General features: G+C 50.4%; 14 protein-coding genes. 8 read left to right on the top strand and 6 right to left on the bottom strand.

Annotation, left to right across the window (positions count from 1 at the left end; translation table 11 throughout):
* Positions 1-47: 47 nt before the first annotated feature.
* The 8 genes from E2F51_RS12985 (at position 48) to E2F51_RS12950 (ending at position 8180) form a co-directional block, all read left to right on the top strand.
* On the top strand, positions 48-611 hold the full coding sequence (locus E2F51_RS12985) for a peroxiredoxin (protein ID WP_053146398.1): 564 nt from the start codon (positions 48-50) through the stop codon (positions 609-611).
* A 41-nt stretch (positions 612-652) separates the two neighbouring features.
* Positions 653-1885, top strand: coding sequence for a protein-disulfide reductase DsbD (locus tag E2F51_RS12980; protein ID WP_134823638.1), 1233 nt, complete (start codon positions 653-655; stop codon positions 1883-1885).
* A gap of 30 nt (positions 1886-1915) precedes the next feature.
* Positions 1916-2479 (top strand): sigma-70 family RNA polymerase sigma factor, encoded by a 564-nt coding sequence (locus E2F51_RS12975; RefSeq protein ID WP_134823637.1) that lies wholly within the window; start codon positions 1916-1918, stop codon positions 2477-2479.
* Positions 2466-3092 (top strand): NrsF family protein, encoded by a 627-nt coding sequence (locus tag E2F51_RS12970; protein WP_134823636.1) that lies wholly within the window; start codon positions 2466-2468, stop codon positions 3090-3092. The genes E2F51_RS12975 and E2F51_RS12970 overlap by 14 nt, the downstream gene beginning before the upstream one ends.
* Positions 3093-3251: 159 nt before the next feature.
* On the top strand, positions 3252-5453 hold the full coding sequence (fhuE, locus tag E2F51_RS12965) for a ferric-rhodotorulic acid/ferric-coprogen receptor FhuE (protein WP_134823635.1): 2202 nt from the start codon (positions 3252-3254) through the stop codon (positions 5451-5453).
* 101 nt (positions 5454-5554) lie between these two features.
* A complete protein-coding gene (locus tag E2F51_RS12960; protein WP_134823634.1) occupies positions 5555-5782 on the top strand; it encodes a hypothetical protein in 228 nt (75 codons plus the stop codon).
* A gap of 532 nt (positions 5783-6314) precedes the next feature.
* Positions 6315-7712 carry a sugar porter family MFS transporter gene (locus tag E2F51_RS12955; protein ID WP_013201166.1) on the top strand — a complete coding sequence of 466 codons (1398 nt, stop codon included), beginning with the start codon at positions 6315-6317 and terminating at the stop codon, positions 7710-7712.
* 36 nt (positions 7713-7748) lie between these two features.
* Positions 7749-8180 (top strand): PTS sugar transporter subunit IIA, encoded by a 432-nt coding sequence (locus E2F51_RS12950; protein WP_013201165.1) that lies wholly within the window; start codon positions 7749-7751, stop codon positions 8178-8180.
* 336 nt (positions 8181-8516) lie between these two features.
* Here E2F51_RS12950 and E2F51_RS12945 read toward each other — a convergent pair whose 3' ends face one another.
* The 6 genes from E2F51_RS12945 to E2F51_RS12920 all read right to left on the bottom strand — a co-directional run bounded on the left by E2F51_RS12945 (position 8517) and on the right by E2F51_RS12920 (position 15047).
* Positions 8517-9122 carry a helix-turn-helix domain-containing protein gene (locus tag E2F51_RS12945; RefSeq protein ID WP_013201164.1) on the bottom strand — a complete coding sequence of 202 codons (606 nt, stop codon included), beginning with the start codon at positions 9120-9122 and terminating at the stop codon, positions 8517-8519.
* Positions 9123-9363: 241 nt separating this feature from the next.
* Positions 9364-10266 (bottom strand): hypothetical protein, encoded by a 903-nt coding sequence (locus tag E2F51_RS12940; RefSeq protein ID WP_134823633.1) that lies wholly within the window; start codon positions 10264-10266, stop codon positions 9364-9366.
* Positions 10267-10383: 117 nt separating this feature from the next.
* Positions 10384-10944 (bottom strand): fimbrial protein, encoded by a 561-nt coding sequence (locus tag E2F51_RS12935; RefSeq protein WP_013201162.1) that lies wholly within the window; start codon positions 10942-10944, stop codon positions 10384-10386.
* 68 nt (positions 10945-11012) lie between these two features.
* Positions 11013-13556: a fimbria/pilus outer membrane usher protein gene (locus tag E2F51_RS12930; RefSeq protein WP_245174115.1), complete on the bottom strand. Its 2544-nt coding sequence runs from the start codon at positions 13554-13556 to the stop codon at positions 11013-11015.
* 116 nt (positions 13557-13672) lie between these two features.
* Positions 13673-14374: a fimbria/pilus periplasmic chaperone gene (locus tag E2F51_RS12925; protein WP_134823631.1), complete on the bottom strand. Its 702-nt coding sequence runs from the start codon at positions 14372-14374 to the stop codon at positions 13673-13675.
* Positions 14375-14450: 76 nt separating this feature from the next.
* The gene (locus E2F51_RS12920) at positions 14451-15047 is read right to left on the bottom strand and encodes a fimbrial protein (protein WP_134823630.1); all 597 of its coding nucleotides are present in this window, start codon (positions 15045-15047) and stop codon (positions 14451-14453) included.
* Positions 15048-17301: the final 2254 nt, after the last annotated feature.

Below are 17301 nucleotides of genomic sequence, written 5' to 3'. Positions count from 1 at the left end.
GCGAACTGTTTATTAACGCACTTCCTGTAACCCTGTTGGAGCCCGACATGAACCGTACAAAAAAACTTCTCTGTTCTGTGACCGCCGCTGCTGTTATGAGCCTCGCGATGCCTGCCCTCAACGCTTACGCCGCACTGCCGGTCGGCGCGCAGGCCCCGGACTTTAAACTTCAGGGCGCACTGGCGGGCAAGCCGCTGACCTTCTCGCTGCAGCAGGCGCTGGCAAAAGGCCCGGTCGTGCTTTACTTCTTCCCGGTGGCCTTCAGCAAGGGTTGTACCATTGAAGCTCATGACTTTGCCGAAGCGACCGATGGCTTTAAAAAGCTCGGTGCCAGCGTGGTTGGCGTGACCGCCGGCAATACCGAGCAGATTGGCGAATTCTCTAAACTGGAATGCCGCGATAAATTCACCGTAGCCGCCGACCCAGGCGCGAAAGTGGCCAGCGAATACCAGACCACCATGCAGATCAAAGGCAAAACCGTCTCTGACCGTACCTCATATGTCATCGCGCCAGACGGCAAGATCCTGCTGAGCTTCACCGACCGCAACCCGGATACCCATATTCAGAAAGCCATGGACGCGGTGAAACAATATTCTGCTTCGCATTCCTGATCTGAGTTTGCCGGTCACCCTTTAGCCTGCTGAGGCCCGTTATGTTAACTGCTATTTTGTCCGCCTTTTTAGGCGGCATTATCCTCAACTTTATGCCGTGCGTGTTTCCGGTGATCTTCCTGAAGGCGCTGGGTTTGCTGCGTCATCAGGGGAGTTCGTCGGCAGCACGCGCCGAGGGACTGGCCTTCCTGGCGGGCGTGGTCGTCACCATGATGGCGCTGGCGGGCATCCTGCTGGCGGCGCGGGCCACCGGTGATGCGGTGGGCTGGGGTTTTCAACTCCAGTCGCCGCTGGTCATTGCCATCCTGGCGCTGATTATTTTGGGTGCGGCGCTGAATCTTCTTGGCGTCTTTGAAGTCGGGCTTTCGTTGCAGCGCGCGGGCGAAATCGAAGTCGGTCGCAGCGCGTTAGTGCGTTCGGCACTGACCGGTGCGCTGTCGATCGTCGTTGCCACGCCATGCTCCGCGCCGTTTATGGCCAGTGCGATTGGCTATGCGCTGGTGCAGCCGCCGGCCGTCTCGCTGGCGATATTTTTCTCGCTGGCGTTGGGGTTCGCCGCACCCTTTACGCTGGTGTCACTGTTCCCGCAGCTGGCAAAACGCCTGCCTCGCCCTGGCGCGTGGATGGATGTGCTTAAACACGGCCTCGCCTTCCCGATGTTCGGTGCTTACGCCTGGCTGGTGTGGGTGCTGGCGCAACAGGCCGGTACCGGCGCACTGGCGACGATCCTCGCCTGCTCGGTGCTGCTCGGTTTTGCCGGCTGGCTTTACGGCATCGCGCAGAAACGACGTTTTCGTGAAAAATCGCACAAGCTGCTGTATGCCGTTACCGCCGCATTGCTGGTGGCTGTGATAGCGCCGGTGACCGGCATTATCCAGCCTGGCGCCCCGCTGCCTGATGGACAAACCGCCGCAGCCGTTACCCAGGTGAAATGGTCGCCACAAACCGTTGCCGAGACGCGCGGGCACGGTAAAACGATCATGGTGGACTTCACCGCATCCTGGTGTATTACTTGTCAGGTAAACCAGCGCACCACGCTCTCCACCACGGCGGTGAAAGAGGCGTTGCTGCGCACCGGCACGGTATATATGGTTGCCGACTCGACGAAATTTAATCCTGACATTGATGATGCGATGAACGAATTCGGCCAGGGCGGTCTGCCGCTGTACGTGGTGTATCCGGCTGATGGCAGTGCACCGAAGGTGTTACCGCAGGTATTGACCCCGTCGATCGTGGTGAATGCCCTTAACCAGGCGAGCGGCAAAAAAGCGTGATCAAAGCAGGACGTGAAAGAAAGGCGGTGGATGGCTAAATCCGGTACGCAACGTGATGAATGGCCAGATTTGATGGCGCAAGCTCAGGCTGGAAAACAGCAGGCCTACACTCGCCTGCTGACCGAGCTGGTGCCGGTGATCCGCACCCTGGTGCATAAGCACGTTGACGATGCGGTGCTGGTTGAAGACGTGATTCAGGATGTTCTGTTGGCCATTCACCGCGTCCGCCATACCTACGATCCCGCCTGCCCCTTTTTGCCGTGGCTGATGGCCATTACCCAGGCGCGTTCGGTGGATGCGCTTCGCCGACGCGGCCGTCAGCGTCATTGGGAAGTGGAGGAAGAAGACGCCACCACCTACCCGGCGACCTCTTTTGTCGAGCCTGAGCGGCCGGAAGCGCGAGAAGAGCTGAGCCTGTATCTAAATCAACTCTCATCCCGACAGCGGCAAATCGTTGAGCATGTCCATCTGCGTGAGATGACCCTGGCGGAAGCCGCCACGCAGAATAATTTGACGGTTCCGGCCGTAAAGTCACTTTTGCATCGCGCGTTGACCAATCTTCGCCGTTTTGGAGCAAAGCATGACCGATCATAATGCCTTAATTGAAAAACTCAGCCGCAGCGCGGCGCCGGTTAAAAGGACGCCACCCACCGGCTGGCGCGTGGTCGCTGCGATAGTGATGGCCCTGCCCTGCGGCGCAGCGGCCAGTTTGCTGGTGCACCGCAGCCTGACCGACTGGTCTCAACCTGGAATGGGCTGGGCGATTTTTCAGCTGGTGCTGGCGTTTATCGCCGGAACCCTGGCAATCCGTAATGCCTTTCTGATAAGCATTGCCGGTCGCCGACCGTTAAGCTGGAAATGGTTTGTGCCGCTGGCGCTGTTGTGGCTCGGCAGTATTCTGTTCAATCTGCGCAGCGTTTCCCCGATTCATGGTCAGGGTGAAGGCACCAATTGCTACCTGTTTATGCTGGTGGTCAGCGTGCCGATGGCGGCGATTATGATTGGCTATCTGCGTCAGACCCGGGCGATTTATCCGGTAAAAAGTCTGGCTGCGGCCGGCGCCGGTACGGCGTGCATGGCCTTAGTGATGCTGACACTGTGCCATCCAATTCATCTGGTTATGCCGGATTTGATCCTGCATCTGCTGGCCGTCGCGACCATCGTACTGACCACGATTGTTGTCGGTCGCAGGCTGGTCGTTCTGTAAGAAAATCCGCGACCGCAACACTTCGAAATGGTTCAACACATTCTTTTGCATTGCCAATCAAAATGATTATACTTCTCATTCGTTTTTTGGTGCGTTCAGGAATTTTCTTGCTCTGCATTGTGCGAAGTAAAAATAATAAAATCATTTTGAGGGTAGATAATGTCCTTTGCTCCTTGCTCTTCCCAGGGAACTCGCGCCAGCGGATCCAGATTCACCCCCGTTTCCACGCCGTCTTTGTCACTGCTTGCCGTGCTGATTGCCTCTGCGTTGCCGGTTTCGGCCGCAGAAACGGTGCAGAAAGAACAAAACCTGGTGGTCAATGCCGCCACGGATGACAGCAGCAACACCGCAGACACCGACTACAACGTCCCCGTCACCCGCGCTGCCACGAAACTGGCCCTGACCGCCCGTGATACGCCGCAGTCGATCAGCGTGATCACCAAACAGCGTATGGAAGATCAGAAGCTGGAAACGCTGAACGATGTGCTGAAAAACACCACCGGCATCTCTGAATTTAACTCCGGCGCGAACCGCAGCAATTTCTATTCGCGCGGATTTATGATCGATAACTATCAGGTTGATGGCGTTCCGGTGCTGGTCGATCCGCGCTGGAATATCGGTGATACCCTCTCTGATACCGCGATTTACGATCGGGTCGAAGTGGTTCGCGGCGCAACCGGTCTGATGACCGGTGCCGGCAGCCCGGCGGCCTCGGTCAACATGGTGCACAAGCATGCGGACAGCAAAGAATTTGTCGGCAACGTCTCGGCCAGCTACGGCAGCTGGGACAATCAACGCTATGTCGCCGATTTATCTGCGCCGCTGACCGAGTCAGGTAACGTGCGCGGCCGCATTGTGGCCGGCTACCAGGACGGTGACAGCTGGCTGGATCGCTATCACAGCCAGAAGAAATTCCTCTACGGCATAGTGGATGCGGATCTGACCGACTCCACCACCCTTTCCGTCGGTTATGACTATCAGGAAAACCATATCTCGGGCAACACCTGGGGCGGTTTGCCAACTTACTATCTGGATGGCAGCAGAACCCATTACGATCGCAGCACCAATACCGCGCCAGACTGGGCGTATAACGACAGCGACTCGAAAAAGGTCTTCGCCAGCCTGAAGCAGAGCTTCAATAACGGTTGGGAATTTAACCTGAGCGGCAGCCACACCGAAGCGACGATGGACAGTAAAGCGCTGTATATCGACGGCTACTTTGATAAAAATACCGGTATCGGCGTTGGTCCTTATGCGGGTTACGACCTGTTAGGCGGCACCGGTTATAACAGCGCCAAACGGAAAGAAAATGCGCTTGATGCCTATGTCAGCGGACCTTACGAGCTGCTGGGTCGTCAACATGAGCTGATGGCCGGCGTGAGTTATATCCGCCAGAACGATCGTTATTTCAGCGCCTTCACCAACCTGACGTCAGCCGATGTCGGCGACTTCAATAACTGGGGCAATTATCCGGAACCGGACTGGGACGATCAGGCCCTGTCGGAAGACAACACCATTCATCAGAAGTCAGCCTATATGGCAACACGCATTTCGCTGGCCGATCCGCTGCACCTGATCCTCGGCGCGCGCTACACCAAATACAGCGCAGACACGCTGACCGAGAATACCGAGAAGAACAACATCACGCCGTATGCCGGCCTGGTGTATGACATCAACGATACCTGGTCTGCTTACGCCAGCTATACCTCGATCTTTAAGCCGCAGACCTACCGCAACGCCAGTGGCGCTTACCTTGCGCCGGTGACCGGGAAAAGCTACGAGACCGGGATTAAAGGCGACTGGATGAACAGCCGCGTAACGGCGTCGCTGGCGGTCTTCCGTATCGAGCAGGATCACCTTGGCACCACGGATTACGCGATTATCCCAGGCACCAGCGATTACGCTTACTACGAGCAGGATGGCACGGTCAGTAAAGGCGTTGAGTTCGAAATTAACGGTGCGGTGACCGACAATCTGCAAATGACCTTCGGAGCTACCCGTTATGTGGCGAAAGACGGCGAGGATCAGGCACTGAATCCGACCCAACCGCGCACCTCGCTGAAACTGTTCACCAGCTATCGCCTGCCTATGCTGCAGGATCTGACGGTAGGTGGCGGCATCAACTGGCAGACTCACACCTGGGATCATGTTGACGGTCCAGACGGTGCCAGCACGATTTACGCCGAGCAAGGCAGCTATGCGCTGGTGGATTTGTTCAGCCGCTACCGCGTGACTAAGCAACTGTCGGTGCAGGCGAACCTCAACAACCTGTTCGACAAGAGCTATAACATCGACGTCGGCAGAAACACCGTTTACGGCGAGCCACGTAACGTCTCGGTTACCGCCAACTACAGCTTCTAATCTGCTTTCTGCCTGCCTCAGCAATGGGGCAGGCTCTCCCCTTTTATGCCTGGCGCGGTATACTGATGCCGACTTTACACCGCATTGCAGGGATCCAAGCCATGACGTACGACATCTTAATTTTGACCGGCACCGGGGGTGACTTAGTCAGCTTCCAGCAATATGAGGGCGGCCCAGGCTTCCCGGCAACCCTGACCTTCGACGATGAGCCTTATGACTTAACGTTGTTCAGCCTGGGGGAAAAGCGCTACCTGATCGCGCATAATCAGCCCATTGAGCATGACGTTGCCGAAGAGGTCATTGGTCAGTTCTCACCAAGACCGGTTTAATCCCGGTTCCAGCAACGATAAGCCATCCAGCGGGTGGTTTTTTTTCGCCAAAATTTCAGGTCTCTCCTTCATTAACCCGGTAAGAAAACACCTACTTTTTCAATGGAATTTTTCTTCCAAAGTAATCACAAAATGAACATAAATTGCTTAAGAAATGTACTAATCATGCGTTCCAGAGTTGAGCGGGTTTGGAAAAAATTTACAGACGTCATTATCATCAAACATAAATTCAATAAAAATCATAAATTTGCACATTCGATTTGAAATATGAAAATCGAACAGAAATACCAAAAACCGCCAGTAACGAAATCAATCAATCGCAATGTGACGTAAGTAGAATTTTTATTTCAAACATAATGCTATCTTCTTTGACGATATCGCTCGGTGAGTACCTCACCGTTGGATAGCCAGAAACGGGTCCCCAGTCAGCCATTGGCACCCTTTGTTGTCATCAGATGAGAACAGAGATGAAGCCATCATGGGTTTTTAACCGTTCCGGCTTTAAACGGATAATCAAATAAAAGGTAGAAATATGTCTTTGGCGATGCACCTTAATCAACATCAGAGAAAACGATTACATCAGATTGCGCTGGTTGCTACGTTTGGCGGTTTGCTGTTTGGTTATGACACCGGCGTCATTAACGGGGCGTTCTCTTCACTGAAAGAGAATATGGCCCTGACGCCGACCACCGAAGGCCTGGTAATGAGCGTGCTGCTGATCGGTGCCGCCATCGGCAGCGTCTGTGGGGGAAAGCTCGCTGACTTCTTTGGCCGTCGAAAATATTTACTCTGGCTCTCCTTTATCTTCTTTATCGGGGCGATCTGCTCCGCCATGGCTCCTAACGTCACCACCCTTCTTCTGGCAAGATTCATCCTCGGTTATGCGGTAGGCGGCGCCTCGGTCACCGCCCCCACCTTTATTTCTGAAGTGGCCCCGACGGAAATGCGCGGCAAGCTGACCGGGCTGAATGAGGTGGCGATCGTGATTGGACAGCTGGCTGCCTTCGCCATCAATGCGGCCATTGGTTTCATGTGGGGGCACCTGCCGGAAGTCTGGCGCTATATGTTAATGGTGCAGGCGATACCGTCAGTATTACTGCTGGTGGGGATGTGGCGTTCACCTGAGAGCCCGCGTTGGCTGATAAGTAAAGGCCGTCGCGAAGAAGCGCTGGTGATCCTGAAACAGATCCGTCCCGAAGCGCGTGCGGTAAAAGAGTACGAAGACATCATCACGCTGATGGAGATTGAAAAAGAAAAGAAGCTGCATACCCGTGGTGCCATGGAGATTATCTTTAAGACGCCATGGATCCTGAAACTGCTGCTGGTGGGCATTGCCTGGGCTGCGATTCAGCAAACCACCGGCGTTAACGTCATCATGTATTACGGCACGGAAATCCTTAAAACGGCCGGCTTCTCGGAAAGAACATCGTTAATCTGTAACGTGCTGAACGGGGTATTCTCAGTTGGCGGTATGCTGTTTGGCGTGCTGTATCTGGTGGATCGCTTTAAACGCAAAACGCTGATCGTGTCGGGTTTCGCCCTGATGGCAACGCTGCACCTGTTAATCGCTGCGGCGGACTATTATCTGACCGGCGATATGAAGGCAACCACTATCTGGCTGCTGGGCGCACTCTTTGTGGGCGTGATGCAAGGTACGATGGGCTTCCTGACCTGGGTGGTGCTGGCTGAACTCTTCCCGCTGAAAATCCGCGGCCTGTCGATGGGTATTTCGGTGTTCTTTATGTGGGTGATGAATGCCATCGTCAGCTACCTGTTCCCGGTGCTGGAGGCTAAACTTGGTCTTGGACCGGTGTTCCTGATTTTTGCCGTCATCAACTATCTGGCCATCGCCTTTGTGATAATCGCTTTGCCAGAAACATCCAATAAATCGTTGGAACAACTTGAAGAAGAGCTGTCTGCGGGTAATTGATACCTTCACGCTTTGGAAAATGAAAGGAGACGGGCAATGATAGATACGATTACCGTAGAGAATCTTCATCTGGGATGTCAGGCAAAAAATAAGGCCGATGTTTTAGCGATGGTGGGGAAAGAGTTTAAGGCCAAGGGTTATGTCAGCCAGGACTGTATCGCTTTCCTCAATGAAAGGGAGCATCAGGTCTCTACCTTTCTTGGCAACGGAATTACCCTGCCCCACTTACCGAAATCGCAAACGGGTATCATCCTGAAAACCGGCGTGGAAATCTTTCAGTTCCCCGACGGGGTGATCTGGGACAGAAGCAACGTGATGTTTATCGCCATCGGCGTGATTGCTAAAGAGAAAGAACACATTGATGTGCTGAAAGACGTCGCGTCGATTTTCAGTGATGAAATCATTTCCAATGCGCTGTCGCTGATTTCCAACAAAAACGACTTCCTGCGCATTCTTAATCGCAAATAGCGCGTAGCCCCGCAGTGTTGTGTTGCGGGGCTAGGTTTATTCGACACAGATAACCAACACGCTGCCTTTATCGTCATGGTGCATATAGAGCACAATATAATCCGTCACCATTTCGATGAGTTAATTGCTATTGTTAAAGGGGAAGAGTGTATGATGCGATTTCAATCTGGCATTACCCTAAATTAAACAACTTCCCATAGCGACGCCCAATCACATCAAAATAATTAACATCGGAAAAATTGTGATTCTCTCGGATCCCTGGTGTGTTATAACAATGATGAAGGCTATTTATGAAAAACAGATTACCCTGAAAAAAGATCAGCTAAACATTAATCGTTACACCATCTCTGCGACGAATCGCCCATTTTCAAGCTCTATCTCCCCTTCTTCTTTCAGATCCTTCAATATACGGCATATCGTGCTTTTTGATAAATGTGAGCTGTTTGATAGCAGATATAAGACGGAGTATCTATTCTTCAAACGCATCGGGAGGTTTTTCCACATATTCAAAAGCGCGATGACCTGTTCACGGGCGTCAGCTCTGCTCACCATAAGATAGTTCATTAGATCGGTATAATGTCCTGCGATGATATTCATCACATCCGCATGCGAATTATTATAATTGATCACCCGCCAGAACTGATCGTAATCAATTGTTTTTATTATGCCGTAATCAATACGCTCAAGAAAAAGTGGTGTGGGTTCCAAGGCCGGCGTTGCGCCAATGACATAGGGAGCAGACACAATGCTGAGAATTTTATTCTCATTAATCGTACGTAAAAGGAAATCGCCTTCAGTGATAAAAAATACTCTCTGGCAATTCTCTTTATTCAAAAAATAGTGCCGTTTTCCTCTGACCACTTCATCAGGCGCTGCAACGGTGCTGTAGCATGATAAAGCAGTAATGATCCGGTTGTGGTTCCTGAGCAAGCACTGAGACATACTTCACCTTCATTAATTTCGGATAAATGAAAATCGAAATACCCCTGCGGCTAACCAGAAGTTATTTCGCTAACCAAAATATCTCGAAACCTTCAAAGATAGAATATAATGCAGAAATAAATACATACTCAGGATTTTGTATCGCCAATCATGCATAATTTATAAATTAGTATCGCCTGCGAATACGGCGGGCTGCTGTTGCTTAGTATGAAATCAAAAACCTGCCGCTCCCCTTGAGTCTTTACTCACATGAAAGCGTTGTGGTCATGATGCCTTCATAAAGGCCAGGGTATGTGGTATCAGGGACACTCTCCAACTGCAGATAATAGTCGTTGGTGAGTTCACCTTGCCACTGCCCATCAGCCGCATTCCACAGATTAGATGAGGAGGTATCCATAACGGAATACTTTAGCGTTCCCCCGCCAGTGTTTTTAATTAAGCCACTGTTGCTATCATGTTCGCCTGGCCTAAATGTCACCTTGCCATTTCCAGATGCATTTGAGCTGACCATTATGTTTTTTTTCGCTTGCCCCGTTGTAAGATTGCCGAGATCGGCCGTCGTATTTACATCCAGGGCACAAACTGAAGCAGCGGGTAAGGTCGCGCCGCCAATACTGCTAAATCCCAACTGCGAATTCCCCCAATTATTCTCATCCGAAGCGACTATTTTAATATTTATCGACGTTTCTTTTTGAGATATATTTTGTAATCTTCCTGTAAGTGATAATCCCGTAATCACCGGATTGGTTCCACCTTCCACTGCCTGCCCATCAAAGGTGGGTACATTCACCCAATAGGCGGAGTTATCCCAGCACTGCCACTGATCGGCATCCTGGCATAACGGTAGTTTTGCACTGAAAGAGCCTTGAGTGGTTGTGATCACGACATCACCGTAACCAATTATCCCTGGGTTACGTCCATTAGGTATTAGTATCAGACGCGTGAAGCCCACCTTTTTGTCAATAACTGGGTACTCCCCCTTGTTATAAAGTTTTAAGCCAGTTATTGGGATCTCAACAATACTTGATGCCTGTATAGTCATTGCTTCACAAGGTATAACTGCACTAAACGCAACGACGTACAACAGCCCTGACAGGCGTTTTGAGCACTGCCTGGCCTCACTGTGATTTCTGAAATTCATCATTTATTCTTCTTACTCTTTTGTAGTACGGAGGTATCCCATCCTCTGTATTTTCTACACTATTAATTCCTGGGAGCCACTTGTTATTGCTTCTACAGACTCCCGATGGGTTATTTATTTCTACAAATACTCAAAATTCATGTTCACCACGGTCATGAAACTCCCCGCAGCCACGGTATCTTTTGTACCTACATAAGATGCTTTGTAATTCAGGGTATTGTCCGCGGAGGGTGTCAGGTTGCTGGTTTCTGTCACACTGCCATCGGGGTTGTATTTAGTCGTTCCATTGGTCTGATAAAAATAGAGTGCGACGCCATCCGCACCGCCGTCACTTTTAGCAATAGCGTTGCCGAAAGCCTGGTTATCCTCGCTGTCAGCACTCCCCCAGGCGCTCACCTTCACGGCAGATGCGGCGGTGCCGCAATCTTTCAGCACGATACTGATATTTTTATCACCGCCGGTGACCCCTTTACCGCGAATGTCCCGGTCAGCAATATCATTAAGCGTGACTGTCTGTGTTGCAGAGCCACTGCTCATAGTGCAAGTGTTCGCAACCACTTTCCCGGTAATAGTGATAATCGCCGTATCTGTTGCCGCATAAGCATTTCCCATTCCAACCGCAATCAGAAGTAATGCCGAGTGAGAAAGTTGAGTAAGGACACCCTTTCCGCGAGTTTTCATGTTTTATCCTCTTATCTGGATTATTGATTGCGCTTTTTGCGCGATGGCTTGGCTACTGTCCTGATTTATCATTTGCAGTTACTGTTAATTCTGATCACCGGATCGCGCTGTTCCTTTGTTGCTGACGGCAGACGATAATCGCCAACGCACTGTTTATCGACTCCCCACTGTGCGATGACTGTTCCCTTATCCGGCATGCCTGACAGATAAACCTGCCCACCATCCCCAACTATCCCGCCACGCTCGCCAGCCTTGACGATAGTGCCGAACGGAAGCGGTTTGCCTGCGCTGGTCAGGGTCATCAGAACCCGGCTACCTGAATGGCCTTTAAATCCGGCCTTCACCACGGCACCACGGGTAGGCACCACGCGGGTTACCGTAGAATCCATATCGGTTTGATCATCCAGTGAGCCGGTATCGATGGCGATACGATTCTCACGATAAGCGGAGGCGTAAGGCCGCAGGGCATAACCCCGCCAGTCGGTTTTGACGCCGGTTTCATTTTCCACTTTGGCATTGGCTACCCCTGGCATGGCAACCAGCACGCTGGTTTCACCAAGTGATTGCCCCAGCGTCACGCCTTCATTGTGTAAAAGCACCCCTCCGCTGACGCCATAGCTGGTCTGCTTATAACTGTCACTGTAGCTATAGCCAAGATTGGTGCTGCCATACCCGCCACGATAGGAGGTGCTCAGGCTGCCGCTATTGCCTTCATTGCGCGTCATCCCCTGGCTGAGACTCCAGTTCAGGTTGTTATCTTTCAGTGCCGTGCCGCTCAGGCCGGCCTGATGGGAGATATCTCCCTGCTGGTTTCTGCCGGCGCTGTAGGTGGCATAAGCTGAGTGCGGGGCACTTTTGCCACCAAACAAGGTGCTAATCGGCAATGACATCGAGAAAAATAGTGAATTATCCGCATCGGCCTGACCTGTCTGTCGGCTGTAGCTATAGGTCACACCGTAGTTCACCTGCCCCATCGCCCCGTTAAACCCCATCTGTAGAGAGTCGTAATGGCCGTCAGTGTTCCAGTATGTCTGCCTTACGCCAGACAGGAATAAAGAGCCATGATCGCCCGCTCGCTGGGATACGCTGGCCTGGATTTTTGCCCGCTTGTTGTTATAGAGATTGTAATAATCGGTGTAAGGCTGCTTCACCAAGCTGCCGTCGGCCGCGACGGAGTCAGCCTCATATCGCCAGCCTTTCATGCCCTTTAGCGCCGTTTCATCCAGCGTATGGAAACCTTCGGTCGAATAGCGATAGCCGGTTAGCTGGAAACTGGTTCCCAAAGTATTAAGGGAGCGCGCATAGAGAAAGCGTAACGAACGTCCCTGATATTGATTACCATCGGCCAGCGTGCTATTGGCCTGGGTAATATCCGCCGAGATCGCCCCCAGATAACCGAGGTTGAATCCCAGACCTAATAAGCCCGACAGATAATTTTCGGCGTACTGCATACCGCCGTAGCCAGTCATGTTATGCGGTAAGCCGCTGATAAGCGTGGCCTGCACAAACACTGGGCTGTTATAACTGTCGCTTGATGAACGGTACTGACCCGCCGTCAGGCTGTATTTCATCCGCCCTTCGCGCTGCAAAACGGGTACCGACGAATACGGCACGGTAAATACCCGAACGCTGCCATCGGCCTCAGTCACGGTGACTTCAAGATCGCCGCTGGAATAGACCGGGAAAAGGTCGTCAATGGCAAATGCACCAGGCGCAACAAACGTCTGATACACCGTATAGCCGTTCTGCCGGATATTAACGCGGGCGTTAGTATTGGCCATCCCTCTGATAACCGGCGCGAATCCCCGCATACTATCCGGATACATGCTGTCATCCGTGGCAATTTGCACACCTCTGAAGGCGAGAGAATCAAAGATATCGCCATCCGACGTGCCGTCCCCCAGCATCAGGTTGCTGCGCAAGGGAATGATGGCACGTTGGGCATAGGTATAGACGTGCTGCCACTTGCGGTAGTTATAGCGGTCACTGCTGTACTCATTCCACGTGCGGTAGTCGCGCAAACGCCATGGCCCCACGTTGATGCCGCCCTTAAGATTCAGATAGGTGTTGCGGCTGTCACCATAGCGCCCGCGGTTGTTACTGCCGCTGAAGCTGTAATTCATCATTGCCGCATTAATACCTTCGTCCCAGCGTTCCGGCGAAATATATCCTTGGGCGCGGGTACGCAACGCGGCTTGCGGTACGCTGATCTCCAGTCGCTGGCGCTGAAAATCGAAAGAGGTAAAGGCGCCGGGTATAAATTCTCCCGGAGAAATACAGGTGTCGCCAACGTCGGCCGGAATTTGCCGAACGTCTACGCCAAGCTCTTCCAGTTCACTGCGATTCAGACAAGCCATTAGCCCGGTGCTATCACGCACTTCTCTTTTGTTCCTGGCGTCTGGCGCATCAATAAACATCAGGCTGCGCTCGTTAACGCGGGTACCGTTAAGGTAAATATCCACTTCATAGGCGCCCGGAAGCTGATTACCTGCATTTTGCAAACGCGTCAGATCGGCCACCATCGCCGGATCGGAAGAGATCAGTTCAGGGGCAAAATAGAGCTCAGCATGCCCTGATGATGGAAACAAAGCGGCTCCCATCAGTAATGTCATGATGGACATCGGAAGACGAACTGGAGAATTCAGGGTGCTGACTGTTTTTTTATTATGTGATATTTGCATCTGAATACCTGTATTTCTGCCTGTAAACGCCTGTCGGAAAAAGAGCGCTATTTAATTTCTGCACGCATTTCTGGTGTGGCGGCACCGAAATCATTGATGGTTCTGAACGTAATACTTTTCCCAGCACTGGCCACGAGTGGCAGAGAGAGAGTGCCTTTAGGACTGACCATCGAATCGGGCAGTGTCTGATTGCCGACTTTCATTTTGGCCAGCGTGATGTGATACGGCGTGGGATTATCAATGCGCAGCTGTCCATTTATGCGTGAAAAGGTCAATGATTCAGGCGCCTTGGCCACATCTGGCTTCAGGCCTGCCGGACGAACAAAAAGCTTGATGCGCGTGATGGCGGCGAGCATCAGGATGTTTTTATTCTCAATCTCTTTTTTATCCATAGAGGGGATAGATTTGGTATTGAAGTAATAAAGACTTTCTTGATCCTGACGGATTGGTTTGCCGACATACATCAGACGCAAGGTGTTCTCATTACCCGGACCGCTGACGTAAATTGGCGGGGTAACGACAAAATCCTGGCTCTTCTGCCCGTCCGGTTGTTCAACCCATGACTGCACCATAAAGCTGGCCCGATCGGCGGTATTACGTACCGACATAGTGACTTGTTTCTGACCCGCCGGATAAATGACCCTCGTGCCGCCCAGCGTAATTCCGCCCGCACTGGCAAGAGAAGGAATCAAGCAAGAGGTAGACATAACAACAGCACACAAAATATTTCTTAAATGATAATTAAACATGGGATGCCCTGTAAAAAAGTCATTGAAAAAATGCCCGCGCAGTAGTTAAAAAACTACGCAGGCGGCATAAAATTAATTACTCGTAGCTAACCTGGAAATTAACCGTGGAGTTAGCGGAGCCTGCAACAACACCATCAGCGGTAGCAACGTAAACCGCACTGAATGGAATTTCGTTGGTGCCAGCCAGAATGCGCTGGACATCTGTGGCAGTACTGCCGTTCACATTCACCGCTTTGTTATTCTGTAATATCTGGATACCGACGTTTTGTGCCGCGGTCGTGGTATCGCCCGCGCCGTTGGAAGCAGGCTGGATAGCCAGTGTGGTAGCTTCCCCAGTGGTCGCACCGTTAAAGATGATGGACGCGCTGGTATAACTGGCTGTCGTTTTCGGATCGCTCTTTTCGATACCGCTCAGGTCACAGCCGGTAAGTTTAATGGTGAAAGGAACAGCGGAGCTAGAGTCTCCTTTTGACGCAAGACGGTTGGTAGGAACCTGTCCAAGTTTCACCGTCTGACCGTCTGTGACGTTGTCCACTGCACAAGGTGCAGCAACCACAGAACCGGTAAAGTTGATCTTGCCGCCATCAACGGTTACCGGATCTACTGCGGCCAACGTTGAGAAGGAAAAAATTGCGAGTGCAGGAATCAATGATGCAATAATATTTTTTTTCATACTTACAAGTCCTTAATGATTTAATAAAGGAATGAAAATACTTAACCAAGATAAGTGATGTTTTTAGAACTCAACATTTAAATTAACGACAAAGGCAAAACAAACAATTAGTTCATCTTTTACTTCGCCCCCTATTTGGAGAGTGATTATTTCCAGAGGATGAATTTGAGAACTTATTTGACGAGAGTAATTCTGTCTAAAACTGCATTCATCGTCAACCTGGCGATTAAAGGGTATTATTAATCAAAAAAGCACAAGGAAAGGCCCTTAAGCCCGATGTAAAGAAATGTGTAAAGCAATGTTTCCTCAGGGAATACATACCCACCATAAAAGCCGTTAAATGACGATAGCTAAGGCGTTCGATAAATAAAAAGCGCGTTTTTATCTTAAGCGGATGAAAATATCGATTCTCAGATGGGGATGAGATGGATGCTTTTGTTAATAGCCTGTAAGCGAGATGCTATGCGCAGCACTTTAGGCTATATTTATTTTTGGTTACTTTTGCAATGAGTTGATTAAATTTGAATGTTTTTAATGATAACCTGCAGCAAGCGATGCATCGCCAGGATGCGCATTCTCTGTGCCGCTAACAACATCTCCCACACCTGGTCGACTGCCATTGTCCATATCGTCAGCGTGCTGCTTGCCCAGCAATTATTTCACGCAACCGTAATATCCTTCCTGTGTATCAACGGCAAAAAGTGAACCCGATACCATTACCATTACCATTACCATTACCATTGGCAATGTGAATAAAATTTCTTCCGTGTCTAAGTATCTCTGGTTGTGAATATAACAAAGGATGCGTCTTATTGGTTTGGCTTACTACTTTAACCCGGTAAACATTAAGTAACGCGGTTTACGCAAACTAATGGCATCAGCAGCTGGGGCACCAGGTATTTTTACCTGTGCCATCGGAGACAGGGGAATAAACCATGAAAATCCTTGGTTATTAAGCTGATAACGGACCAGTAAGGGACGGCTTAACATTGAATAAAACGTTAGCACTGCAAGATATGCCCGCGCGTACTGAAATAATAAGGTTTAATATGGACATGTACGGTGAGGTGGACTGGTTGGCATTAGATCTTAAAGCAGGGATATTCTGAAAGTAAACCGACAGGGAGATACTAAAAGAAGAAACAGAAGAGAGTATGGTACGCGCTTCATGATGCCAAAGTATGCAAAGGCTTGGTAAAGGGTACAAACCCAATCTGGTCCCATCAGATTGTCGGCCGGCGCCCCTCGTAAACGCGTCGGATGTGAAAGGTTACTTTGCCGATCACATTTAGCTCATCCAGCATTATTCCCTCTATGCCATTTAGATCCAGTTAATAATCAATTCCTAAACCATACCTACACCAGAAAACTCCGAACTTGGATGACATAGGAACATGCCTGGAGTCATTCCTGTTCATGCATAGTAGGCTAAACAATCTACACATGCGGATTACTGCTTGTGTAGTGCAAGAGTAAAACTGTTCCAATTCCCGGCTCCACGGCCGGGTTTTTTATGGCTCAAATTTGAGCAAGGGCATGTTGAAATGATACTTATCGTCACGATAAAAACTGCTAGCTTTCTAAAGATTGTTAGCCAATATCTTTCGCATGCGTGATTATTTGTACGCGAATTTCTTTGTGATTCTGAACTTCAGGAGCCGACCATAGTGTCGTTTTTTTTCGCCTGTGATTTACAGTTTAGCATGGCACTACTATGGTTATATCAACGATATCCATCGTTGAACTTATTAGATCCACCCCTGTGCTAAAATAAGTTGAGCCCGCCGCCATGCGGGCTTTTTTTTGTAATTTTTTAGCCGTTATATTATTGGCCGATTGTCTTCGTGGAAGGTCAGGCCATTCTATGAGCTGGCACGTCGTTCCGCATATCAGGATGAAGAGGACTTCTATTCATATGAATAGAAGCCATTGATTAAGTTGTAATTTGCCGCGCCTACTCCCTTCTCAGTTGCCACAATCACCGTCTGAAACTGGGATCTGGTTTCTGGCATTGCATCTCCTACAGAAATCCACTTCATTGCATTCCCCCGTGTTGTAGGAGGAGAAATCCTAATATGACCATGCTGCAAAAAAACGCATAAAGGCTGATCTTTTATCAGGATTCCTATTGTTAAACTTAAGAGTATATTAACTGTGGGGTTTTCCCAACTGGCAAAATTACTAACAGGAACACAATGAAAAAAGTTACAGCAATCCTTCTGGTATCAATCCTCGGCATCATGTCTGCGTCAGC

Source organism: Erwinia sp. QL-Z3 (genome assembly GCF_004551645.1).
In the GTDB taxonomy this organism is placed as follows: Bacteria; Pseudomonadota; Gammaproteobacteria; order Enterobacterales; family Enterobacteriaceae; genus Erwinia; species Erwinia billingiae.
This window is presented reverse-complemented; position numbering and strand designations above follow the sequence as displayed.